Origin of the sequence: Streptomyces sp. NPDC029044 (assembly GCF_040637495.1) — a bacterium.
GTDB lineage: Bacteria > Actinomycetota > Actinomycetes > Streptomycetales > Streptomycetaceae > Streptomyces.
The window spans coordinates 26,521-49,001 of the sequence record NZ_JBEZWN010000048.1 but is presented as its reverse complement, the minus strand read 5'-3'; the positions used below and the strand labels follow the sequence as shown (position 1 = coordinate 49,001).

At 72.5% G+C, this 22,481-nt stretch carries 21 protein-coding genes; 15 read left to right on the top strand and 6 right to left on the bottom strand.

Annotation, left to right across the window (positions count from 1 at the left end):
* Nucleotide 1: 1 nt before the first annotated feature.
* Entirely contained in the window at nucleotides 2-166 is a 165-nt protein-coding gene (gene rpmG / locus AB0E85_RS29465; RefSeq protein ID WP_033310252.1) for a 50S ribosomal protein L33, read from the bottom strand.
* Between the two features lie 65 nt (nucleotides 167-231).
* Between rpmG and rpmB the strand changes: the two genes are divergently transcribed.
* The 4 genes from rpmB (at nucleotide 232) to AB0E85_RS29445 (ending at nucleotide 2,468) form a co-directional block, all read left to right on the top strand.
* A complete protein-coding gene (gene rpmB / locus AB0E85_RS29460; RefSeq protein WP_361933297.1) occupies nucleotides 232-468 on the top strand; it encodes a 50S ribosomal protein L28 in 237 nt (78 codons plus the stop codon).
* Nucleotides 468-773, top strand: a complete 306-nt coding sequence (gene rpsN, locus AB0E85_RS29455) for a 30S ribosomal protein S14 (protein WP_062928325.1) — start codon at nucleotides 468-470, stop codon at nucleotides 771-773. The genes rpmB and rpsN overlap by 1 nt, the downstream gene beginning before the upstream one ends.
* A 123-nt stretch (nucleotides 774-896) precedes the next feature.
* On the top strand, nucleotides 897-1,409 hold the full coding sequence (locus AB0E85_RS29450) for a hypothetical protein (RefSeq protein WP_361933294.1): 513 nt from the start codon (nucleotides 897-899) through the stop codon (nucleotides 1,407-1,409).
* Between the two features lie 519 nt (nucleotides 1,410-1,928).
* Nucleotides 1,929-2,468 (top strand): DUF4232 domain-containing protein, encoded by a 540-nt coding sequence (locus AB0E85_RS29445; protein ID WP_361933291.1) that lies wholly within the window; start codon nucleotides 1,929-1,931, stop codon nucleotides 2,466-2,468.
* Between the two features lie 22 nt (nucleotides 2,469-2,490).
* Here the strand turns inward: AB0E85_RS29445 and AB0E85_RS29440 are convergent, their stop codons facing one another.
* Nucleotides 2,491-3,603 (bottom strand): DUF2786 domain-containing protein, encoded by a 1,113-nt coding sequence (locus AB0E85_RS29440; protein ID WP_361933289.1) that lies wholly within the window; start codon nucleotides 3,601-3,603, stop codon nucleotides 2,491-2,493.
* A gap of 85 nt (nucleotides 3,604-3,688) precedes the next feature.
* Here AB0E85_RS29440 and AB0E85_RS29435 point away from each other — a divergent pair, with 85 nt between their 5' ends.
* Together AB0E85_RS29435 and AB0E85_RS29430 are read left to right on the top strand one after the other, a co-directional pair.
* Nucleotides 3,689-4,426 carry a Clp protease N-terminal domain-containing protein gene (locus tag AB0E85_RS29435; RefSeq protein ID WP_361933286.1) on the top strand — a complete coding sequence of 246 codons (738 nt, stop codon included), beginning with the start codon at nucleotides 3,689-3,691 and terminating at the stop codon, nucleotides 4,424-4,426.
* A gap of 62 nt (nucleotides 4,427-4,488) precedes the next feature.
* Nucleotides 4,489-6,252 carry a bifunctional 3'-5' exonuclease/DNA polymerase gene (locus AB0E85_RS29430; protein ID WP_361933283.1) on the top strand — a complete coding sequence of 588 codons (1,764 nt, stop codon included), beginning with the start codon at nucleotides 4,489-4,491 and terminating at the stop codon, nucleotides 6,250-6,252.
* On the opposite strand, the gene AB0E85_RS29425 is transcribed toward AB0E85_RS29430, so the two are convergent.
* Both AB0E85_RS29425 and AB0E85_RS29420 read right to left on the bottom strand, forming a co-directional pair.
* Nucleotides 6,212-9,319 carry a BTAD domain-containing putative transcriptional regulator gene (locus AB0E85_RS29425; protein WP_361933281.1) on the bottom strand — a complete coding sequence of 1,036 codons (3,108 nt, stop codon included), beginning with the start codon at nucleotides 9,317-9,319 and terminating at the stop codon, nucleotides 6,212-6,214. The genes AB0E85_RS29430 and AB0E85_RS29425 overlap by 41 nt on opposite strands.
* Nucleotides 9,320-9,657: 338 nt before the next feature.
* Entirely contained in the window at nucleotides 9,658-10,551 is an 894-nt protein-coding gene (locus AB0E85_RS29420; protein ID WP_361933278.1) for a glycosyltransferase, read from the bottom strand.
* A gap of 218 nt (nucleotides 10,552-10,769) precedes the next feature.
* On the opposite strand from AB0E85_RS29420, the gene AB0E85_RS29415 reads away from it, so the two are divergent.
* Complete coding sequence (locus AB0E85_RS29415; RefSeq protein WP_361933276.1) at nucleotides 10,770-11,651, top strand: AraC family transcriptional regulator; 882 nt, start codon at nucleotides 10,770-10,772, stop codon at nucleotides 11,649-11,651.
* A 136-nt stretch (nucleotides 11,652-11,787) separates the two neighbouring features.
* Here the strand turns inward: AB0E85_RS29415 and AB0E85_RS29410 are convergent, their stop codons facing one another.
* Both AB0E85_RS29410 and AB0E85_RS29405 read right to left on the bottom strand, forming a co-directional pair.
* The gene (locus tag AB0E85_RS29410) at nucleotides 11,788-12,453 is read right to left on the bottom strand and encodes a response regulator transcription factor (RefSeq protein ID WP_361933329.1); all 666 of its coding nucleotides are present in this window, start codon (nucleotides 12,451-12,453) and stop codon (nucleotides 11,788-11,790) included.
* 24 nt (nucleotides 12,454-12,477) lie between these two features.
* Nucleotides 12,478-13,749 carry a sensor domain-containing protein gene (locus AB0E85_RS29405; protein WP_361933273.1) on the bottom strand — a complete coding sequence of 424 codons (1,272 nt, stop codon included), beginning with the start codon at nucleotides 13,747-13,749 and terminating at the stop codon, nucleotides 12,478-12,480.
* A gap of 252 nt (nucleotides 13,750-14,001) precedes the next feature.
* On the opposite strand from AB0E85_RS29405, the gene AB0E85_RS29400 reads away from it, so the two are divergent.
* The 8 genes from AB0E85_RS29400 (at nucleotide 14,002) to AB0E85_RS29365 (ending at nucleotide 22,446) form a co-directional block, all read left to right on the top strand.
* Nucleotides 14,002-14,760: an ABC transporter ATP-binding protein gene (locus tag AB0E85_RS29400; RefSeq protein WP_361933271.1), complete on the top strand. Its 759-nt coding sequence runs from the start codon at nucleotides 14,002-14,004 to the stop codon at nucleotides 14,758-14,760.
* Nucleotides 14,754-17,255 (top strand): FtsX-like permease family protein, encoded by a 2,502-nt coding sequence (locus AB0E85_RS29395; protein WP_361933268.1) that lies wholly within the window; start codon nucleotides 14,754-14,756, stop codon nucleotides 17,253-17,255. The genes AB0E85_RS29400 and AB0E85_RS29395 overlap by 7 nt, the downstream gene beginning before the upstream one ends.
* Before the next feature lie 586 nt (nucleotides 17,256-17,841).
* Nucleotides 17,842-18,114 (top strand): hypothetical protein, encoded by a 273-nt coding sequence (locus AB0E85_RS29390; protein WP_361933265.1) that lies wholly within the window; start codon nucleotides 17,842-17,844, stop codon nucleotides 18,112-18,114.
* Nucleotides 18,111-18,503 carry a PIN domain-containing protein gene (locus tag AB0E85_RS29385; protein ID WP_361933263.1) on the top strand — a complete coding sequence of 131 codons (393 nt, stop codon included), beginning with the start codon at nucleotides 18,111-18,113 and terminating at the stop codon, nucleotides 18,501-18,503. The genes AB0E85_RS29390 and AB0E85_RS29385 overlap by 4 nt, the downstream gene beginning before the upstream one ends.
* Before the next feature lie 816 nt (nucleotides 18,504-19,319).
* Nucleotides 19,320-19,742: a WXG100 family type VII secretion target gene (locus AB0E85_RS29380; RefSeq protein ID WP_361933260.1), complete on the top strand. Its 423-nt coding sequence runs from the start codon at nucleotides 19,320-19,322 to the stop codon at nucleotides 19,740-19,742.
* A gap of 55 nt (nucleotides 19,743-19,797) precedes the next feature.
* A complete protein-coding gene (locus AB0E85_RS29375; protein WP_361933257.1) occupies nucleotides 19,798-20,112 on the top strand; it encodes a WXG100 family type VII secretion target in 315 nt (104 codons plus the stop codon).
* Nucleotides 20,112-21,851, top strand: a complete 1,740-nt coding sequence (locus AB0E85_RS29370) for an RNase A-like domain-containing protein (protein ID WP_361933254.1) — start codon at nucleotides 20,112-20,114, stop codon at nucleotides 21,849-21,851. The genes AB0E85_RS29375 and AB0E85_RS29370 overlap by 1 nt, the downstream gene beginning before the upstream one ends.
* Before the next feature lie 34 nt (nucleotides 21,852-21,885).
* Complete coding sequence (locus AB0E85_RS29365; protein ID WP_361933251.1) at nucleotides 21,886-22,446, top strand: hypothetical protein; 561 nt, start codon at nucleotides 21,886-21,888, stop codon at nucleotides 22,444-22,446.
* Nucleotides 22,447-22,481 lie beyond the last annotated feature (35 nt).

The window sequence follows — 22,481 nt, the reverse complement described above, 5'->3', positions numbered from 1 at the left end:
GTCAGCGCTCCTCTCGGAATTCGACGTGGCGGCCGGCGACCGGATCGAACTTGCGCAGGGTCAGTCGGTCCGGGTCGTTGCGGCGGTTCTTGCGGGTCACGTAGGTGAAGCCGGTCCCGGCGGTGGACCGGAGCTTGATGACCGGACGGAGTTCGTTGCGTGCCATGCCGCTATGCTACTGAAAATGAATTCCATTTACATCACCTGAGACAGAGAGGTACGTCACCACCCATGTCCGCGCACTGCATGCTGACCGGCACACAGCCGGGCTTCGGCAACCGCATCTCGCACTCGCACCGGCGCACGTCGCGCCGGTTCGACCCCAACATCCAGTCCAAGCGCTACTGGCTGCCGAGCGAGGGCCGTTACGTCCGGCTCCGGCTCAGCACCAAGGGGATCAAGACCGTCGACACGATCGGGATCGAGGCGGCCGTCGCCCGGATCCGCGCCCGGGGAGTGAGGATCTGATGGCCAAGAAGAGCAAGATCGCGAAGAACGACCGACGGCAGGAGGTCGTCGCGCGGTACGCCGCCCGGCGGGCCGAGCTGAAGGAGATCATCCGCAGGCCGTCGTCGACGGAGGCCGAACGGCTCGCCGCCCAGGCGGAGCTGCGCAGGCAGCCGCGGGACGCGAGCGCCACGCGGGTGCGCAACCGCGACCAGGTGGACGGCCGGCCGCGCGGCTACTTCCGGGCGTTCGGGCTGTCCCGGGTGAGTCTGCGGGAGCAGGCGCACGCGGGGTATCTGCCCGGGGTGCGCAAGTCGTCCTGGTAAGAGGCGTTCCGGAAGGCCCTTGACGGGCCCTGGTAGCTTGCTGCGATCGTTCCGGCCAGGAGGCCGGCCGGTGCCGTCCGGGCCGGTCGGCCGGCTACAGCTTGGGGGCTTGCAGTGACTTCGGTGATCTTCTCGCGTCGCTCCGGCGCCGTGCGCGTCGCGGCGGCGGCCGCGGGGCTGGCGGGCGTGCTCGTGCTCAGTGCGTGCAGCGGCGACGGCGGCTCGGAGGACAACTCGGCGTCCGGCCCGTCCCCCTCGGACTCGGCGTCCGCGGCGCCGGGCGGGGGCTCCGGCTCCGGTTCCGGCTCCGAGGGGTCGGCCGGCGGTGAGCTCGCGGGCAGCTGGCTCGCGACGACCGGCGGCAAGGCCGTGGCCCTGGTGATCACCGGCAAGCAGGCCGCGCTGTTCGCCACCGGAGGGAGCGTGTGCAGCGGCACCGCGGGCGAGGAGTCCGGGATGCGGATGATCCGCCTGAAGTGCACGGACGGCTCCAAGGACCGGGCGACCGGCATGGTCGACTCCGTGAACAAGAGCAGCCTGAAGGTCACCTGGGAGGGCGGCCTCGGCGCGGAGACGTACACGAAGGCCGAGGGCGGCAAGCTCCCCACGGGCTTCCCGACGGCGGGCCTCGGCTGACACCGGCACCCGCGGGGACGCGCCACGGATCTCCTGCGGGGGCCGTGGCCCGTCCGGCGTTCGGGGCGGTGGCAGGGCGGGTGCCGGACGATCGGCCGGGTGCCGGATGATCGTCCGTGCGCCGAAAGAGGCACGGGCCGTGTGGCGGCGAGCGCATGCGCCTTCCGGCGGGCCTCGGGGCGTCGCAGCGGACAGGTGCGGGAGAAGCGGCCAGGGCCTGCGCCCGTCCGTGGCGATCCCCCGGGCATCGCCACGGACGTCCGCCGGAGAAGCGGCCGAGGCCTGCTCCCGGCCGGCAGGTCCGGCACATCGCCACGGACGTCCGCCCGAAACAGCCGAGGCCTGCTCCCGGCCGGCAGGTCCGGCACATCGCAATCGGCCTGTGCCGAAGGGGCGGTGACGGCCGGTGGACGTCCGGCGTTCGGGGGAATCGCAGGGGGTGCGTGCCCGTGCGGGACCCGCGTGCGTGATGATCCAGGGGCCCGAAGCCGCTTCCGTACGACACGCCCAGAGGACCCCATGCGCACCTTCCCCCTCGCCCTGGCCGCAGCCCTCGCCACGACGCTCCTGCTGACCGGCTGCGACGACGACAAGACCGGTGGTGACGACGTCAAGAACGCGGACCGGAAGAGCGGTTCGGCCTGCGCGCTCGGCGACATGGGCGTGGAGGTCGGTGCGGGCGCCGCCCCGGCCGCCGGGGACACCGGCACCGTCACCGTCACGCTCACCAACAAGGCTGCGCAGTGCGCGCTGAAGGGCTTCCCCGGCGTGGACCTGCTGGCCGAGGACACCACGACGTCCGTCTCCCCGGACGAGGGCGCGAAGGCCCAGTCGCTCACGCTCGGAGAGGGCGGCACCACGTCCTTCACGATCACCTATGTCCGGGGCGAGGCGGGCTCCGAGAAGAGCCTCAAGGTGCACAAGGCGTCCTTCACCCTGCCCGGCGACAGCAAGGCCGCACACGACCTGACGTGGTCGTACGGCGAGGTCGCGCGGAAGGCGGCGGGGAGCGGCGCGGCGCAGGCCTCCGTGAGCGGCTTCGAGACCTCGGGCGACTGACGGGAGAGCGGCGCGGCCGGCGTCAGCGCAGCGGCGGCCGGTGCCGGACCTGGGCACGGTCCGCCGCCTGCGCGCCCTCCGTCCAGCCCGCCGCGTCGCGTACCCCGCGCAGCCGGGTCGTGGTCGTCTCCGGGAACATCCGGTCCAGCCGCCCCGTCACGGCGACCTCGCGGGAGGCGAGGACGGGCAGCAGGTCGTCGGTCACCTGCGTCTCGGCGGCGGCTGTGAGCCGGGTGCCGACGCGGTGGGCGTAGGCCGCCAGGAAGGACTGCCGGAACGTCTTGGTGCGCTTGCGGCCGCCCGCCCGCTGGGCGGCCTCGGCCCTGGTCATCGCGGTCGTGGCCTGGACGAGGATCGAGGTGTAGAGGAGTTCGACCGCCTCCAGGTCGGCTTCGAAGCCGACCACGGTGGAGAAGCCCAGAGGCTCGTTCCACACCGCCCGGCAGTGGTTGGCGCCCGCGACGGCGTCCAGCAGCACCGCCTTGGCCTGCTCGTACGGCGGCTCGACCCCGATCCGGCAGGCCCCGGGCGCGTCCGGCGACGGCGCCCGCGCCGCGAGCAGCGCCTCGTCGACGCTGTGCCGGGCCATCAGCTCCTGCGCCTTGGCGCTGAGCGCCTCGGCCTCCTCCGGGAACCCGGTGGCCTCCGCCTTGGCGAGCAGCGCGCGGATACGGGTGAGCATGCGGGACTCGGTCCCCGCCCCTCCGGGTGCCCGCCCGGGCGTCTCGTCGAGGGCCTCCAGCGCCGGCAGCCGCAGCAGCAGGCGGTACAGCTCCAGTACGGCGGTGGCGTGTGAGAAGCGGTCGGTGCGGGGCGGGGGGTCGTCGGGGAGCTCCGCGAGCTGGGCGTTCCAGCGGCGGCCCCGGGGCCCGTCGCCGGGGGCCTGTGCGCGGATCAGCGCGGCCACCAGCAGCACGTGCAGGTCGTCCAGCTCGCGCCGCACGAGACGCACCACATCGGCCGGCTGCCAGCCCCGCCGCCAGGCTCCGGCCACGAACTCGTGCCCGCGCCAGGCGAGTTCGGCGTCGGCCGCCGGGTCGGAGGCGAGCAGGGAGGCGCCGGCGTCGAGGGCCGTCTCGCCGGTCTCGTAGAGGGCCGACGCGAACGCGCGATCGACGGTGCTGGACGTACTCACGGGCCGATGGTGCCATGCCACCCCTCTCCGCACGGGTGTCAACTCTCGGTTGACAGTCGCAGGGGGCGCAACCTACGGTTGACACATGACGCATTCTGACACCACGTCATCCATCCGTCTCGACGACCTCATCGCGGCCATCAAGAAGGTCCACCCCGAGCCGCTGGACCAGCTCCAGGACGCGGTGATCGCCGCGGACCACCTGGGCGACGTCGCCGACCACCTGATCGGCCACTTCGTCGACCAGGCCCGGCGGTCCGGCGCGTCCTGGACGGACATCGGCAAGAGCATGGGCGTCACCCGGCAGGCCGCGCAGAAGCGGTTCGTGCCGAAGGAGTCCAACGACCTCGACCCGAGCCAGGGCTTCGACCGGTACACGCCCCGCGCCCGCAACACGGTGATGGCCGCGCACAACGCGTCCAAGGCCGCCCGCAACGCCGAGGGCCTGCCCGAGCACCTCGTCCTCGGTCTGCTCGCCGAGCCGGACGGCCTCGCCGCGAAGGCGATCACCCAGCAGGGCGTCCCGCTCGACGCGGTCCGCGAGGCGGCGACAGCGGCCCTTCCGCCCGCCCTCGACGAGGTCCCGGAGCTCGTGCCGTACGGCCAGGCGGCCAAGAAGGTCCTGGAGCTCACCTTCCGCGAGGCCCTGCGCCTGGGCCACAACTACATCGGCACCGAGCACATCCTGCTCGCCCTGCTGGAGCACGAGAACGGCCGGGGCGTCCTCAGCGGCCTGGGCATCGACAAGGAGCGGGCCGAGCAGTACGTCCTGACGGTGCTGGAGAAGATCATGCTGGCGCAGAAGGAGACGGACCAGGCCTGACGAGGCCTTCCACGTACGGCGGGCCGGGGGGCGTTGTCAGACCCCCCTGTCACACTCGCGGCATGGCCGACCGGTGGGCGCTCGCTCCGGCCGAGGACGGTGGCGTGGACGTCGCCCCCCTCGGTCAGGACGGGCTGCCCTCCGGCCCGGTGCGCCGGGAGGCGGACGCCGCCGAGGCCGTCCGGAGCCGTCCCGGCGTCACGCGGTGGGTGTGGCGGTCCACCGCCGAGGTCTACCCGCGCCTGCTCGCCGCGGGGGTGCGAGCAGAGCGGTGCTACGACATCGAGGCCGCCGAGACCCTCCTCCTCGGCCACGAGGGTCGCTACGGGGAACCCCGCTCGGCCGCGGCCGCCCTGGCCCGGCTGCGCGGCGGCCCCGTGCCGCCCGATCCCCCGCAGCGCTCCGCCGAACCGGGCTCGCAGTCCTCGCTGTTCGAGCCGCAGGGCGTCCCCCTGCCCCTGCCGGACCTCCTCGCCGTCTACGCCGAGCAGCACAGGCGGCACGAGCGGGCCGAGCACCCCGACCGGATGCGGCTGCTGACGGCCGTCGAGTCGGCGGGCATGCTGGTGGCCGCCGAGATGAACCGCGCCGGGCTGCCCTGGAGCGCCGAGGTGCACCGCGCCGTGCTGCACGACCTGCTGGGCGACCGGTACGCGGGCGGCGGCGAGCCACGCCGCCTGGCCGAGCTGGCCGACGAGGTGTCCGCGGCGTTCGGCCGCCGGGTCCGCCCCGACCTGCCCGCCGACGTGGTCAAGGCCTTCGCCCAGGCCGGGATCAAGGTCTCCTCGACCCGCCGCTGGGAGATCGAGACCGTCGACCACCCCGCCGTGAAGCCCCTGATCGAGTACAAGAAGCTGTACCGCATCTGGGTCGCCCACGGCTGGTCCTGGCTCCAGGACTGGGTGCGCGAGGGGCGGTTCCGACCCGAGTTCCTCGCGGGCGGGACGGTGACGGGGCGCTGGGTGACCAACGGCGGGGGCGGGCTCCAGATCCCCAAGGTGATCCGGCGGGCCGTGGTCGCCGACCCCGGCTGGCGGCTCGTCGTCGCCGACGCCGACCAGATGGAGCCGCGCGTCCTCGCCGCGATCTCCCGCGACCCGGGCCTGATGGAGGTGGCCGGCCGGGAGACCGACCTGTACCAGTCCGTCTCCGACCGCGCCTTCTCCGGCGACCGCTCCCAGGCCAAACTCGCCGTGCTCGGCGCGGTCTACGGCCAGACCTCCGGGGACGGCCTGAAGAACCTCGCCGCGCTCAGACGCCGCTTCCCCAGGGCGGTGGCCTACGTCGACGACGCGGCCCGGGCCGGTGAGGAGGGCCGGCTCGTGCGGACCTGGCTCGGCCGGACCTGCCCGCCCGCGGTCCGGGGCACGGACGACGCCACGGAGGAGGCCGGCATCCCCACGGCTGCCGTCGGCTCCGGACCCGGCTCCGGACCCGGCTCCGGCTCCGGCTCCGGCTCCGGCTCTGGCTCTGGCTCCGGGGAGGACGAGCAGCCGGACGGTGGGCAGTGGGTGCCCGGTTACGCCTCCACCAACGCCCGTGCCCGCGGCCGTTTCGCCCGCAACTTCGTCGTCCAGGGCAGCGCCGCCGACTGGGCGTTGCTGCTGCTCGCCGCGCTGCGCAAGGCCTGCGCGGAGCTGTCGGCCGAGCTGGTCTTCTTCCAGCACGACGAGGTGATCGTGCACTGCCCCCAGGAGGAGACGGAGACGGTCGTGGCGGCGATCCGCGAGGCGGCGGCCCTGGCCGGACGGCTGACCTTCGGGGAGACGCCCGTGCGGTTCCCGTTCACGACGGCGGTGGTGGAGTGCTACGCGGACGCCAAGTAGCCGGACCGGGCGGGGCGTCGTCGAGGCCGCCGCGTGACCGGCCGGCGGGAGCGAGCAACGCGCGTAGCTCTGTGACGACCGTCTGCTCGTCCGTTCCCTCCAGGGCCGCGAGAGCCGAGTCCCACGCCGCGCGCGCAGCGCCGATCTGCCCCCGCTCCCGCAGCAGCAGCCCGTGCTGGTGGCGGGCGAGACCGCCGGTGTAGCGGTCGGCGCGGGCCTCGGCCAGGCCGAGCAGTTCGGCGCACTCCCGGGCGGCCCGCCCGCCGCGGCCCAGCAGCCGCAGGGCACGGACCAGACCGAGCCGGGCCTGGGACTCACCGTGCCAGTCGCCGTGGCCGCCGAGGATGCGCAGACTCTCCTCGAAGTGCGGCAGGGCGGACGCCGGCTGACCGAGCCGCAGATGCGCGTATCCGATGTTGCAGTGCGCGGAGTGCCGCACGATCACGGCGCCGATCTCGTCCCCGAGGGCGAGCGAACGCCGGTGCTGCTCGATGGCGGCCCGCGGGTCGGTGTGCTCGACGAGGTTGCCGAGGTGGCTGTGGGTGACGGCCTCGCCGTACGGGTCGTTCAGCTGCCGTGCGTACCGCAGGCTCCGTGCCAGTGCCTCACCCGCCTCGGTGCGCCGGCCGAGCCCGTCCAGCAGCAGGCCGCGGTTGTTGAGGCAGCGGCGGATCCAGGAGGGGTGGTCCAGCCGCCGCCAGATGGCGAGTGCCCGGTCGTTGAGCGCGAGGGCGTCGTTGTGCCGGCCGGTCAGGAAGTGCAGCCCGGCGAGGTCGGCCAGCGCGTACGCCTCCGCCTCCGCGTCACCGAGCCGGCGGGCCACCCGGAGGCCGGCCTGCCCGAGCACCTCCATCTCGGCGACGCGCCCGCGGCGATGCGCGTAGGGAAAGATCAGCCGGACGAGCGTGCCGACCAGTCCGGCCCGCTGCCCGGACGGGTCCTCCGCGTACCGCTCGACCAGGGTGACGACGTTCTCCAGCTCCCTGTCCGCCCAGGCGAAGGCGGCCCCGGGGCCGGCGAAGGGGGCGACGGTGCCGACGTGGGCCGTGTGGCCGCTCGGCTGGGACGGGGTGGGCCGGCGGCGGTCGTCCAGGTCGAGACCTGGTTGCACGATCGCGGCGAGGACGCGTTCGGCGACGGCCGCGTACCAGTGCAGCGCCGCGCCGGCGATGTCGGTGTCGGGGTCGGCGTCGGGGTCGGGGTCGGCGTGTGTGCCGGCATGGGCGGTGTCCCGCTCTCCGGCCCGCTCTCCGGCCCGCTCTCCGGCCCGTTCGCGGGCGAAGTCGCGCACCAGGTCGTGCGGTGCGTAGCGGCCGTACGCCGACTCCTCCAGCAGGGCCACGTCGAGGAGACGTTCCAGAGCGGCCTCGGCGCGGGGTTCCCCGGTGCCGGTGAGGCGGGCGAGCAGCGGGGCGCCGTACGTGGGCAGGCCGAGCGCGCCGATGCGGCACAGGATGCGGGCCGCGTCCCGGTCGGTCTCCCGCTCGGAGGCGGCGAGGGCGTCGTGCGCGGCGGCCAGGGAGCGGCGGACACTCAGGTCGTCGTACTCCAGGTGCTGCAAGCGGCTGTCCGCGGCGGCGAGTTGCCCGGCCAGGGTGCAGGGTGTCAGCGCCGGACGGGCGGCGAGCCGCGCGGCGACGATCCGCAGGGCCAGCGGGAGCCTGCCCGTGAGCTCGACGAGGAGCCGGGCGGCGTCCGGACCGTGCAGGCCGTCGCGGCCCGAGGCCCTGCGCAGGAGTTCGGCGCTCTCCTCGTCCGACAGGGGGGCGAGCGGGAACCTGGCCGCGCCGTCGAGGGCGGTCAGCGGCGAACGGCTGGTGACGATCACCCCGCACCCGGCGCCTCCCGGCAGCAGCGGCCGTACCTGCGCGGCACTCGCGGCGTCGTCCAGCACCAGGAGCGTGCGCGTCGGTGCGAGCAGCGAACGCAGCAACGCGGCGGCTGCGGCCGGCTGTTCCGGGATGCGGCAGGGTTCGGTACCGAGGTCACGCAGCAGGGCGGTGACCGCCTGAGCAGCGGTGAGCGGGGCCATGCCCGGGGTGGCACCGTGCAGGTCGAGGTGGATCTGCCCATCGGGGAAACGTTCCGTCAGCTGATGGGCGACGTGCAGGGCGAGCGCGCTCTTGCCGACGCCGGCCATGCCGCTGATGACGGCGGTGGGATGCGGGCCGGGTGCCGTGAGCGCGCGGCGCAGGGCCTCACGCAGGGGGGCCCGGCCGACGAAATGGGTGGGTGGAGGCGGCAGTTGGGCCGGGGAGGGCACGGGCCGGTCCGGTTCATCCGGCTCCCCCGCGCCCCCGCCCCCCGTGATGCCCCGCAGCACCTCGACATGCGCCTCCCGCACCCCCGGCCCCGGCTCGATGCCGAGCTGGCCGACGAGGCGGGTGCGCAGGTCCCGGTGGACGGCCAGGGCCTCGGCCTGACGGCCGGTGCGGTGCAGGGCGAGCATCAACTGCCGGTAGAACACCTCCCGCAGCGGATACTCACCCGTCAGCGCCGCCAACTCCGGCACCAGCTCGTGGAGTCGTGGGCCTCCCAGCGCCAGCTCGGCGTCGTGGCGCCACTCCAGGAGCAGCAGCCGGGCCTCGCACAGCCGCTGGGCGAAGGCGTACCCGCCCACCTCGGGCGGCAGTCCGGCGAGCGGCGCACCCCGCCACAGGGCGAGCGCGTCCGCGCACACCTGCACGACCCGCTCCCAGTCCCGGCCCGTGTGCGCGGCACGCGCCTCGGCGACGTGGGCGTCGAAGAGGTGGACGTCCAGCTCGCCTTCCTCGATCCGCAGCACGTACCCGGACGGCACGGTGCGCAGCCGTTCCGGATCGTCGAGCAGCCGCCGCAACCGGGCGATGTGGTTGTGCAGCGAGGCCTGGGCGGACACGGGGGCCGCCTCGCCCCACAGCGCGTCCTTGAGCGACTCGACGGAGACGGCCCGCCCGGCGTCGAGGAGCAGCGCGGTCAGCAGCACGCGGGACTTGGGGCCCGCGACGGCCCGGGCCGTACCCCGGGCGACGCCCCGGGCGTCGTAGAACAGCACCGGCGGCCCCAGCAGCCCGAACCGCATCGTCATGCCACTACCCCCGTGCACCCCGCCCTGACGAGCTCCCAGCCCCGGGCGGCTGATCTACGCCACCTCGGCCTTCGCCTGTTCCGCCGGAAACCGCCGCCGTCCACGCCGTCGTCGGCCCCGGTCCGGCGACTTCCGGCCGGCCGGCAGACGACGCAACGGCGAACCGTTGGCCACATGTTAGCGATCCGTTGGCAAAGCCTGATGTGATCACTACATCGGATCTGGCCCGGCGGTGCGCGCGGCTGGACGCGCAACTCGGGGGAGTGTCGCCGCCGCGGCCGGGTCCGGGTCCCGGTCGGCGGAGGTGAACGGCCGGGGCCCACTCAACCTCTCCGGCGTCAGATGACGGGCGGCCGCCCCAGCCGGGTGAGCCGCCACACCGTCCGCCACCGCATGGGCCGCCGCTCCCCCGCCGGCTCCCGTACGCCTTCCACGAATCCGCCGAACCACGCGCGCAGCCCGGCGCCCGACCGGTTCCGGGCGAGGGTGAGCAGCACCCACACCCCCAGGTGGACGGGGATGAGCGGGAGCGGCAGCCGGCGGCGGGCCAGCCAGACCCGGTTGCGTGCGTTCACCCGGTAGTAGATGGCGTGCCGGGCGGGCGAGGTCTTCGGATGCCGGAGCAACAGCTCCGGCGCGTACAGGATCCGCCAGCCGGCGTCCGCCGCGCGCCATGCGAGGTCGGTCTCCTCGTGCGCGAAGAAGAACTCGGCGGGCCAGTCGCCGACCTCGTCGAGCATCGTCATCCGCAGGGCGTGCCCGCCGCCGAGGAAGCCGGTGACGTAACCGCCCCGGAGAGGGTCCGAGTTGCCGACGCGGGGCACGTGCCGCTGCTGCGTCTCACCGAGCTCGTCGGCGATGCGGAAGCCGACGATGCCGAGCCGCTCGTCGGCGGCGTACAGATCCCGTACGCGGCGCAGCACATCGGGGTCGACGAGCAGACCGTCGTCGTCCAGGTCCACCACGACGTCGATGTCACCGAACTCCCGCAGCCGGGCGAGGGCCGCGTTGCGCCCGCCGGGGCAGCCGAGGTTCTCGTCGAGCTCGACGGCGGTGACCTCGCCGGGCAGCGACAGCCGCCGGGCGAACTCGGGCAGCGGGCAGCCGTTGCCGACGACGACGATCCGCTCGGGCGGTACGTCCTGCTTGGCCACGGACTCCAGCAGGGCGTCGACCTCCGCGGGCCGGTTGCCCATCGTCACCACGGCGACGGCGATGCGGGGCGCCCCCATGTCCTCACCTCGTCCCGGTCGGCAGCTGACGGACTGACCGGCGATGCTAGCCGTTCACGGTGAGGACCCTTCGCGGACGCCTGCCGGACGGCGGTGCGCCTACGCCGTTCGGCGCAGGCGGCAGCCGGGCGGCACCCGACCGGAGCGGGCACAGGATGTCGGGTGCGGCGGGGCCCGCGCTGCCTAGCGTGAAAGCACGAAAAGGAAGGAGACCGGACGTGCTGGACCGGCTCAACCAGGCGATGGACCGGATCGAACGGAACCTCGGCGGCACCGTCGACGTGGCGGACCTGGCGCGTACGGTGTGCACCTCGGAGTACCACCTGCGCCGCATGTTCTCCGCCCTGGCCGGCATGCCCCTGTCGGAGTACGTCCGCCGCCGCCGGTTGACGGTGGCGGGCGCGGAGGTGCTGGCGGGGGACGCGACGCTCCTGGAGATCGCGGTCCGCTACGGCTACGGCTCCGGCGAGGCGTTCGCCCGGGCGTTCCGCACGATGCACGGCGTGGGTCCGGGCGAGGCCCGGCGCACCGGTGCCGTGCTCGTCTCCCAGCCCCGGTTGGCCTTCCGCCTCACCGTCGAAGGGAACAGCAGCATGCATTACCGCGTCGTCGACCGCCCGGCCTTCACCGTCACGGGATTCAAGACCCGGATCCCCCTGATCCACTCCGGTCCGAACCAGGCGATCATCGATTTCGTCCGCGGGCTCGACAAGTCCGCGGTGGGCCGGCTGGAGGAGCTGTCCGGCCAGGAACCGCGGGGCCTCGTCGCGGTCTGCGACGACCTGGACCCGAGCCGGGCGGAGGGCACGGAACTCGACTACTACCACGCCGTGATCACCGACGCCCCGGCCTCGCCCCCGGCCCCCGAAGGCACCACCGGCCTGCCGGTCCCGGCCGGCACCTGGGCGGTCTTCACCACGTCGGGCCCGGTCCCCCGGGCCGTCCAGGAACTCTGGCGCGACGTGTTCACCGAGTGGTTCCCGTCCAACCCCTACCGCACCCGCCCCGGCCCGGAGATCCTCCGCACCCGCCTGTCACCCGACGGCACGGAGGCGGACGCCGAACTGTGGCTCCCGGTGGAGCGGGAGACCACCGGCTGAGACCCGCGCGAACCCCGGGCCGGCTCCCGTCCGGCCCGGGGGGCGGGTGGAGCACCTGCGCCCGTGAGGACGCCCTGCTGGCGGTCTGGGGCCGAACCCCGTCCGGCCGCGCCACCGACCTGTCCGGTCAGCACACCTAGGCTGTCTCCACCCCGGGCCGGCCGCGCAGATACGCGAGGACCGCGAGGACCCGGCGGTTGGTCGTGTCGTCGAGGGAGAGGTCGAGCTTGGTGAGGATGGACCCGAAGTGCTTGCTGACGGTGCCCTCGCTCACCACCATGGCCGCGGCGATCGACGCGTTGGACTTGCCCTCCGCCATCAGCGCGAGCACCTCCTGCTCCCGTGCGGTGAGCCGGGCCAGCGGGTCGCGCCGGTGCCTGATCAGCTGGCGCACCACCTCGGGGTCGACGACGGTGCCGCCCTCCGCGACCCGGTGCACCGCGTCGACGAACTCCTCGACGTGGCCGATCCGTTCCTTGAGGAGATAGCCCACCCCGGTGCCGTCGGAGGAATCGAGCAGGTCCTCGGCGTAGGACCGCTGGATGTACTGGCTGAGGACCAGGATCGGCAGTCCGGGCCGGCGGCGGCGCAGGGCGATGGCGGCACGCAGTCCCTCGTCGGAGAAGCCCGGCGGCATCCGTACGTCGGTCACCACGATGTCGGGTTCGTGCGCGGCGACCGCCTCGGTGAGTTCGTCCGCGTTACCCACCGCTGCGACCACCTGGTGCCCGAAGCGCTCCATGAGGCCGACGAGTCCTTCGCGGAGCAGGACACTGTCCTCGGCCAGCACGATGCGCAGCATCAGTTCCTCAATCACGCGGTCGTATCAGGGGGTTGAGCAGGGTACCAGCAGGCGGAACACCGTGGGCCCGCCGACCGGACTGGACACCAGCAGGCGGCCGTCGAGGACCGAGACGCGATCGGCGACGCCCTGGAGGCCCGTCCCCCGCTCGGTGTCCGCGCCCCCGTGACCGTCGTCCTCGACCTCCACGGCCAGCTGCCCGTTCTCCAGGCCGCCCCGCACCACGGCCCAGCTCGCGCCGCTGTGCTTGGCGACGTTGGCGAGGGCCTCGCTGACCGCGAAGTACACGGCCGTCTCGATCGCCTCCGGGGGCCGGACCGGCAGGTCGAGGTGCACGTCGACGGGGATCGTCGAGCGGTCCGCGAGATCCTCCACGGCCGCCACCAGGCCCCGGTCGGTGAGGACTTGGGGGTGGATGCCGCGGATCAGCTCCCTGATCTCGACCAGCGCGGTGGCCGCCTCGCCCTGCGCCTTGGCGAGCAGCGGGCCGAGCGGACCGTCCGCCGCGTCGAGGCGGGCCAGGCCGAGCGTCATGGACAGGGCGACGAGCCGCTGCTGCGCCCCGTCGTGCAGATCGCGCTCGATGCGGCGCCGCTCCGCCTCGAAGGCGTCCACGAGACGGACCCGGGAGCGGCCCAGCTCCTTGATCTTCGAGTTCAGTTCGCCGGTCGGCGAGGCCAGCAGGAAGCGGGTCAGGGCGGCCCGGCCCGCGGCGATCGCGCCGAGCGGGTAGGCGAAGACGGGCATCAGCAGCAGCCCGGCGAGCGCCGCGGCGAGCGCCCCGGGCCGGCTGTCCACGATCCACATCTTGAGGACCCGCGCCTCCTCGCCGTCGACCGCCAGCATCACCGGCGTCGCGAGCAGCCCGCCGCACACGAGCAGGACCGAACCCACGACCAGTGCTTCGAGGGGCCACAGCAGGAAGCCGAAGAGCACCGCGTAGCCCAGCTCGCGCCAGGTGGCGCGTTCCTGGAGCCGGGTGCGCAGCCAGGCGGTGAGGCCGGTGCGGTCGGGTTCGCGGTGCGGATCGGTGAGCGGCTCGCTGTCGATCAGACGCATCCGGCTGCGCTCGACCGAGGCCAGCGGCACCCCCGTGAGGACGAGGACGAGCAGCAGTGGCAGGCCGACGACGACCACGGTGAGCACGCTGCCCGCGACGGCGAGCAGCACCAGCGTGAGCAGCGTGACCAGGCCGAGGACCGCGCTGCTGAGCAGGTACAGCGCAGCGCGCCAGGGCCAGCCGCTGCGTAGGTAGCGGCGCAGGTGGAGCCGGGTCCAGATCGTCGGGGGGTGCATGCACCGCACGTTATGAGACCTTTCCGGCCCGGACCACCCAGCTGGCTCCACCATCGGGGCGGGCGCAGGCTGCCGGCCGGGACCGGGCCCGGCTGCGATGTGCCGGAGCGCATCGCGCGGTCTGCGGACTTGCGTCCCGCCTTATCCGCGCCGGGTGCAGCCATCGCGCACAGGAGGGTGGAGCTACCTCCACCCCCAAGACTCCGTCCCGCTGCGATGTCACCGTCGAGCGGGCCCGATTGAGTGGACACCATGAATCAAGCAGCCGTCCGGCTCCGCTCCGTGACCCGGTCCTACGGGACCGGCGACAACGCGGTCACCGCCCTCGACCAGGTCAGTCTCGACATCCCGCGGGGTACCTTCACCGCCGTCATGGGCCCCTCGGGCTCCGGCAAGTCGACCCTGTTGCAGTGCACGGCGGGGCTCGACCGGCCGACCGGGGGCCAGGTCTTCCTCGGGGAGACCGATCTGACCCGGCTGAGCGAGAAGAAGCTGACGCTGCTGCGCCGGCGGCGCATCGGGTTCGTCTTCCAGGCCTTCAACCTGCTGCCCGCGCTGACCGCCGAGCAGAACGTCGGGCTGCCGCTGCGGCTCGCGGGCCGCCGCCCCAGGCGGTCCGAGGTCCTGAACGTCCTGGAGCAGGTCGGCCTGCGCGAGCGTGCCGGGCACCGGCCCAGCGAGATGTCGGGCGGCCAGCAGCAGCGCGTGGCGCTCGCCCGCGCCCTGGTCACCAAGCCGGAGGTACTGTTCGGCGACGAGCCGACGGGCGCCCTGGACTCCACCACCAGCCGCGAGGTGCTGACGCTGCTGCGGACGATGGTCGACCGCGGCCAGACGGTGATCATGGTGACGCACGACCCGGTCGCCGCCTCCTACGCGGACCGGGTGCTCTTCCTCGCCGACGGCACGGTCCAGGGCGAGCTGTACGCGCCGACGGCCGAGCAGGTCGCCCAGCGGATGACCGCCCTGAGCGCCGTCCCGTCGAAGGCCTCGGCGGTGGCGTCGTGCTGAGTCTCGCGCTGCGCGGGATGCGCACCCGCTGGGTCACGTTCGTCGGTTCGTTCGTCGCGCTCGCGCTCGGGGTCGGCCTCATCGCCACCACGGGCCTCGCGCTCGCGGCGACGTTCGACGCGCCGGAACGGGGCACCGAACGGTTCGCCGAGGCACGGGTCGTGGTGCAGGGCACGGACGAGGTGAAGGCCGACACCCCGATCGGCGTGCGGACGTCGACGCTGACCAACCCCCGTGCCGTTCCGGAGGAACTGGCCGCCGAGCTTGCCACGGTGGGCCCCGTCGCCGAGGACCGTACGTTCCCGGTCTCGGTGCCGGACGCGGACCGGCGGATCGGCGCGGACACCGCGCTCGTGGGCCACTCCTGGGCCGTCGCGGCGGCCACGCCGTACCGTCTCACCTCCGGACGCGCCCCCACGTCGCCCGGCGAAGTCGTCGTCACGACCGGGCCCGGCGCGCAGGTGCGCGCCGGGGACCGGATCCAGGTCGTCACGCCCGAGGGCGCTGGCACCCGCACCGTGGTCGGCACGGTGCCTGCGGCCGGCTTCGAGTCGGCGGTGTTCTTCACCGCCGCCGAGGCCGCGCGCCTCTCCCCGCGCATCGACCGGGTGACCGTGGACGCCGACCCGGCCGCCGTCCGCACGGCGCTCGGCACCGACTCAGGCCTGACCGTCCTCGCCGGCGACGACCGGCGGCGCGCCGACCCCGACCCGGACCGCGACAAGGAGGCCCTGGTCTCCGTGAACGCCCTGCTCGGCACGGCGGCCGGCATCACCGCGTTCGTGTCGGTGTTCGTGGTCGCCTCGACGTTCACCTTCGCGGTGGCGCAGCGCAGGCGGGAGTTCGGACTGCTGCGGATGGCGGGCGCGACACCCGGCCAGGTGCGGCGCATGGTCTACGCGGAGGCCCTGGTGATCGGGGTGCTCGCCTCGAGCGCGGGGTGCCGGCTGGGCCGATGGGCCGCGCCGCGGCTCGCCTCGTGGATGTCGGGAGAGGGCCTCGCCCCGACCTGGTTCCGGATCGGTGAGCAGGCCTGGCCGCTCCATGTCGCCTTCTGGACCGGCCTGACGGTGGCCCTGTGCGGCGTCGTCGTGGCGTCCTTCCGCGCGGGCCGGACCGGCCCGACGGCCGCGCTGCGGGAGTCCGCCGTCGACAGCGGCACCATGCCGGTCAGCCGCCTCCTGGTGGCCGCCGCCGTGCTGCTCACCGGCCTCGGCCTGCTCGTCATGGCGCTGGTCGACAACCCCGGCGACGTGCTGAAGCGCAAGACGTACATCACCCAGCCGATGTTGCTCATCGTGGCGATGGCCCTGCTCGCACCGCTGCTGGTGCGGCCGCTGACCCGGCTGCTGACCTGGCTGCCCGCCCGGCTGCCGGGCGCCGTGGGCATGCTGGCGCGGGAGAACGCGGCGGCGGGGGTGCGCCGGACGGCGGCCGTGGCCGCGCCGGTCATCATCACCGTGGCGCTCGCCTGCTCCCTGATGGGCACGACCGCCACCATCAACGAGGCCAAGGCCACCGAGGCCCGCACCCAGACGCGCGCCGACTACGTGGTCTCGTCGGGCGACGCCGGCCGGGCGCTGCCCGCCGGGTTCGTCCGGGCGGCCCGTGACGTTCCCGGCGTCACGGTCAGCACGTCCCGCTCGACCGGCGTGACCGTCCTGGAGGAGGGCACCGCCCTCGTCCGCTCCGAGGCCCGCGCCGTCGACAGCGGCACGGAGCTTCGCAAGGTGTCCCACCTCCCCGTCGTGGCAGGGAAACTGGCCGACCTGGACGACGACAGCATCGTCGTCAACGAGGAATGGCTGACCACCCGCGTCGGCGACCGGGTGCCCGTCTGGCTGGGCGACGGCCGCAAGGTGAACCTCAGGATCGCCGCGGTCCTCGGGGTCGGTACCGGCGACAACGGCGTGTACCTCTCCGCGCGCAACGCCGCCGGCGCGGGCGTCGACCGCGTCGACATCAAGGTCGCCGCCGACGCGGACCGGGCCGCCGTCGACCGGCGGCTGCGCGCGGCGGGCGAGGCGAGCGGCGTCGAGGTGCTCGGCGCCGGGCAGTGGATCGACGAGCACTACCCGCGCTCCAGCGAGTCCGCCCGGCTCGGCCTGCTGATGATCCTGGCCATCGCCCTGGTCTACACGGGCATCGCGCTGGCCAACACGCTGGTCATGGCCACCACGGACCGGGTCCGCGACCTCGCCGCGCTGCGCCTGACGGGCGCGACGAAGACCCAGGTGCTGCGCCTGGTCGCCGTCGAGTCGGTGATGGTCGTGGTGGTCGGCGCGGTGCTCGGCGCAGCCGTCTCGACGGTGAACCTGCTCGGCGTCCGCACCGCCCTCGGCCTGCTCGACGTGCGCTCCGCGATCGTCGTGCCCTGGCCCACGGTGGGTGCGGTGATCGCCGCGAGCGCCGTCCTCGCGGTCCTCGCGGCCACCCTGCCCGCGTCGTTCGCCCTGCGCACCCGGCCGGTGGAGCTGGCGGGCATGCGCGAGTAGTCCCGCCGCAGACGCGCCGGCCGATCCACCGATCCCTACGAGCCCGAGAGGCACAGAAGTGGACGAGTGAGACCGCGGCACCCGGGTCGGTGTTCAGAGCGTTCCTGCGCAGTCCCCGGCAGGTCGATGCCATGGCTCCCAGTTCGCGCCGGCCGGCCACCGAGGTGGCCCTGCCCCTGCCCGAGTCCGGCGACCCCGTGGTCGTCGAACTCGGGCCCGGCACCGGGGCGTTCACCGGATTGATCCAGGAACTCCTCGGCGGCCGCGGCCATCACCTGGCCGTGGAGATCAACCCCCGGCTCGCGTCGTCGCTCGCCGAGCGCTTCCCGCGCGTGCCGGTCCTCAACGACGAGGCGGCCGCGCTGCCGCGGCTGCTCGCCGAGTGCGGGCTGGACGCGGCGGACGCCGTCATCAGCGGGCGGTCCTGGGCCGGTCTGGACCCTACGACGCAGCGCACGACGCTCGACGACGTATCTGTCGTCCGCCCGGCGCTTCCGAACACCAAAACTCCAGGTCACGAGCGTGTGACCCTGGGGTTCCAGTGGAGTCGCCGTCGAAATAACAACAATCTTGTTAAACTGGCTCCATGGCCACCACCCCCGCTCCCGGCGAAGGCCCCGTCCGCCCGGTCTCCGTCTCCCTCCATGAAGGCACCATCGCGGCACTCAAGGCGCGCACCGGCAAGCGCGGCATGTCCGCGTACGTCGAAGCCCTCATCCAGCGCCAACTGGAGCGCGACCGGCTGCGGGAACTCATCGAGGACGCCGAAGCCGAGCACGGCCCTCTTGACCAGGCAGCGGTCGAGGCGAAGCGGGCGGCCCTGCGTGGCGATACGGCGGGTTCGGCGGACGCTGCGTGAGCGGCACCCTCGTCCTGGACTGCGAAGGCCTGTCCCAGCTCGTACGACGCACACCCGAGCTCACCGAATGGCTCGCCGCCGCCGAAGCCGAGGACATCCGTGTCCTCACCAGCTCCGTCACCCTCGTCGAAGCCCGCGACCCCAAGACCAGCCAGGCCCGTTTCGACTATGCCGTCTCGCGCCTCAACATCGTCACGCCCACCGAAGCCATCGCCCGCCACGCGAGCAAGCTGCTCGCCGCAGCCGGCCTGCACGGTCACAAGTACGCCATCGACGCGATCGTGGCCGCCACTGCGACAGCCTCCCCCTCCCCCGTGACCGTCCTGACCTCGGACCCCGAGGACCTCATGACGCTGTGCGGCCCCGTCGTCCGTGTGGTCAGGATCTGACGCGGTGCGATCCGGGCTCCAGCAAGGTTGAGAACGGTCTGCACCAGGGCACGGCCCAGCTGGGCATCCGGACGCCCGAGCGGCTCTGACCGGTTCGAGATCAGGGCTGAGGGAGTCCCTTGCCGGAAGACCAGTTAGTGCTTCCCCTCGTTGAGCTGGAGCTCCTCGCCCGGAGCTCCAACGCATCACCTCGGCCATCTGATCCCCCCTCTCGCTTGCCCCGGCTCAGGTCGCCTGCCCTCGTCGTCAGACCCCGGCCTGCGCATCGCGATTCACAGGTCACCAGCTTGGTCTCCCACCCCAACCAAACAGCATGAACAGCAAGAAACCCCAGGTCACAACCATGTGACCTGGGGTTTCGCCGGAGCCGCCTTCGGGATTCGAACCCGAGACCTACGCATTACGAGACCATGAGCGATCATGTTGTCTGGTGCCCCGTCGTGCTGCGTAGTGACGTTCCGCCTGATCAGAAGATGTGCGGCAGGTTGCCCTGTGCCACCCCGTGGTGCACGGTCCAAAGGCGTCTGTCCACCGGCTGTCCACCGGTGGAGCTGCCAGCCGCCCACCGGCGCGACCTCAGTTGAGCTGGCTGCGCCAGGTCTCCCCGCTCGAAGCGACGAGCACCGGTCGCTGTCGGACCTCTACAAGTGCACCGGGCGCGCAGCCAGATGGATGGGTAGATCACCCGAGGTGTCGTGCCTGCCCGTCGGCTGCCCTCCCCCGGACCCGCCGCCGGGCGTCGGCAGAGCGCAAAGTTAGGATCACCGCACACACGCGGTTTGCCATGCCGAAGTCACGGGGGCGGGGGTACGAAGCATGGGTCTACGTGGAGCAGGCGCCGGCCAGGAGGGCGGCGTCGATCTGAAGGTGTCGAGCCAGGACCTCACCAAACTGGCTGATGACCTCGACGACATGCAAAATCACCTGGACAAGCAGGTCAGGCGGATGGACACGATCGTCGACCGCATCGAAGCGGGTTGGCAAGGACCAGCGGCGACGGCGTACCGCGAGTTCCACCGGGCGGCGGCCGAGGACGCCGTGCGCATCCGTGAAGTGATCCGGCACCTCGAGCAGGCCGTACGCCTGAGCCGGGACGGCTTCACGGAACAGGAACTGGATGTGATGGCCCAACTGCGGAGTATCCCGGTGGACATCGACAGCGAGGTCAACAAGTTGTCGACACCCAACCCGGAGACGACCGGGCCCGCCCATCCGCGCAGCAGCCTCGACTCTTTCTGACGGCCTCTCCTGCACCCTGCAGCAACCGCGATGACACCCTACGAAACGGGGAACCATGCCGACCGGGAGCACGGACGACGATCACATAACCGTCTCCTTCGCCACCCTCCGCGAGCTCGCAGCCGACCTGGAGGACATCCTCAAAAAGCTCAACGGCAGTCTGGACGACCTCCACGACCGGGTTGTGCCGGTCGTGCTGTCCTGGGAGGGGGAGGCCCGCGAGGTCTTCGTCGACAAACTCGACGAGTGGGACCGCTCGGCCCAGGACCTCCAGGCGGCCCAGAAGTGGCTCCACGAGTGCGCGACCACGAGCCACATCAACTATGCGGCAGCGCACCAGGCCGTGCTGCGCGGCTGGGGGACCGGCTGATGGGGACACCACCGCCGGGCCAGAACGGCACCATCGACGTCAAACCGACCGACCTCCACCGCGTCTCCGGCGGTGTGGCGAGCCAGCAGACCGTGATGGACAGAGGTGCCAAGACCCTGCTCGACGACCTGCACAAGTACCCGGACGCCGGCGGTTACGGGACCTCGCCCCAGGCGTTCGCGACGTCGTACGTCAAGGTGGGCAATCGCTTCCTCGAGGTATGGGCCAAGAGCGTCGTCAGCATTGGGGGTGCGGCGGTCGGCTTCACCGCGACCGCCAACGCCTATGCGAAGGCGGAGGCGGCCAACGACCCCAAGGGGAAGGCGAAGCCGGTCGTCCAGCCGTTGCCGCAGGTCATCGAGAAGCCGCCCGCCTACGGCTCCGTGCCGAATCTGAAGTGGGGCGACGACGACGGCGGCGACGACTTCGTCCGCAGGCTCCTCGAGTGGGTGCCCGAGCCGGTCCGGGACGTACTGAGGCCGGTGGTGAAGCACGCCTACCGGATGGGCAAGGTCGCCGACGTCTACCCGTATCCGCAGCAGCACTACCTGAACGCGCTGTCCAAGGCGTGGATGGCGACGACCACCTCGCTCTCCATGGCGGAGAGCGGGCTGACCGGGAACGTCAGCAGCATCACGCAGCAGACCAACAGCGAGTGGCACGACGCGATGCGCCAGTTCTGCAGTTCGCTGTGGGGCACGACGGCGTGGGGCCACCAGAACCGCGAGAACTACAACTGGAGACACGACAGTTCCTCCTCGCAGACCGCCACCCACCCCGTGATGACCGTGCTGTTCGACACGGCTCAGAAAGTCAGCGACCTCCTCTACGGGTTCGCAGAAGCGGCCGTCTACCTCAATCGCGAGGTGTGGGACGTCTACATCGAGGCCGTACGCGACGCGATCCCCAAGGTCGAGGTCAACCTCAAGGACGGCGTCGGCATGGACGACGTCAAAGGTCTGGTCAAAGGCGTGGTCAAAGGTGTCGGCAAGGGCGCGAGCCAGTTGGGCCTGGGCATCGTGCTGAACATGGACACCGCCAAGTTGAACTTGATCGTCACCACATACAACCGACGAGTCGACGCGCTCGTTCCCCAACTCGATGCGCTCATGGCCCCCTTGGACGAGGCGCACCGGAGCGCTCCGAGATTCGAAGCCCAGGAGGCGCGTGCGGAAGGCTTCGGCATGCGGGCCCTGGAGGAGTTCAAGGACTCGCAGGTCTGGCTGAAGGTCGACTCGGCCGGCAAGTACGACCTCAACCTCGCCGCCAACGAGTACATGGCGGACGGCCACACCCTTGACAAGCACGTCGGCAAGACGGACGAGCAGCTCGCGCAGCGCCTGCGCGACCAGCAGGCGAACGGCCCGACGCAGGCCTGGCCGTACGGCAAGCCGAAGATCGGAGCCTCTTCGGCCTTCCCGAACTACCAGCGGGCGGAGGAACTGACCGAGTACAACCTCAACCAGAACAAGGCCGCCATCGATGCGTGGATCAAGGGCCCGCCCCCACCGGCTGACGGCGAGGTCGAGCCGTTCTACTCGACGGCGCCCAACGGCGAGACCAGTGGCCGCAGCGTGAGCAAGCAGCCGACGGACCCCAACGATCCGCTGTCCGGTTACAAGCAGGGCGGCCTGAACGCCAAGGGGTCCGACGTGAATGGCATCGACACGCGCATCAGGTATGACAGCAGTCGCACCCCGCCGTTCACCGTCATGACGTCGATGCCCTACAAGCCCTAGCCCCGCCAAGCCGACCGAGAAAGGCCAGCACCACATGTCCGTCGACCAGGCCTCCTGGGAAGCCGCGGTACGCCACCTGTACGAGGACGCGTACCCGTACGACGCCACGGGCCCGCGCCGCCACGAGGACTGGGTGTTCGATGTCCTCGCGCTGATGGCGCGGGTCCCGGACCCACGGGGCTGGACCGGTCTCGACGACGCGGCCCAGAGCCCGGAGCGCGAGGCTTCCCCTACGTACCCCTTCGTCGTCCACCCCCCGGAGTACGTCGCGCCGCGTCTTCAGGAGATCGACCGGAACAGCGCCGAGAACCTGCTCCTGGCCATCACGGACGACAGGTGCACCCTGTCCAACCTGAGGCGCTTCACGGAGAGCGAGGAGGAATTGCGGGAGATGGCGCGCACGATCCTGGCGCGTTACGGAGACGGGGCCAGCTATCACACCAACATCAAGATGCCCGGTCATGTGCGCGGCACGCTCGACTTCACGTCGTCGAGCTGGGCGTATAGCCCGCTCAGCGTCTACACGGAGGACTGTGGCCTGATCGTCGTCTCGGACACCGAGGTCGGCATGTTCTGGAACTTCTCCGACCTCTGAGCCGCACGCATACAGCTCCCGACCAGATACTTCGA